The sequence below is a fragment of the Bacillus sp. SIMBA_074 genome, assembly GCF_046534555.1.
In the GTDB taxonomy this organism is placed as follows: domain Bacteria; phylum Bacillota; class Bacilli; order Bacillales; family Bacillaceae_G; genus Bacillus_A; species Bacillus_A mycoides.
Genome location: NZ_JAWRYM010000969.1, coordinates 1 through 249, shown reverse-complemented (window position 1 = coordinate 249; position 249 = coordinate 1). Strand labels below are relative to the sequence as shown.

1 protein-coding gene is annotated in these 249 nt (G+C 52.2%); it reads right to left on the bottom strand.

Annotated elements, in window-relative coordinates; all coding sequences use genetic code 11:
• On the bottom strand, positions 1-249 hold a 249-nt coding region (locus tag SB773_RS33640; RefSeq protein WP_410594806.1), incomplete at both ends, for a hypothetical protein.

Sequence of the window (249 nt, the reverse complement as noted above, 5' to 3'; positions counted from 1 at the left end):
AATAAACCTGACCAGGCCGGTTGCTATCAGAAGCGGAGGCAATGCCAGCAAAGCATGCGCAAGCAATACGCTGACTATGGCAGACACCTGATAAACCCGGCTTGCCGCCAGCAGGCTGGCAATCACAAAAATAAAACACGCCGCAGCCCAGTGCCTGAAGGCTGGTTGCTTTGGCTGTAATCTTGCCAACAGAGCCATATAAACGGCGACCAGTAAATTGACAACCAGTGTCACGATGATAAGCGTGGC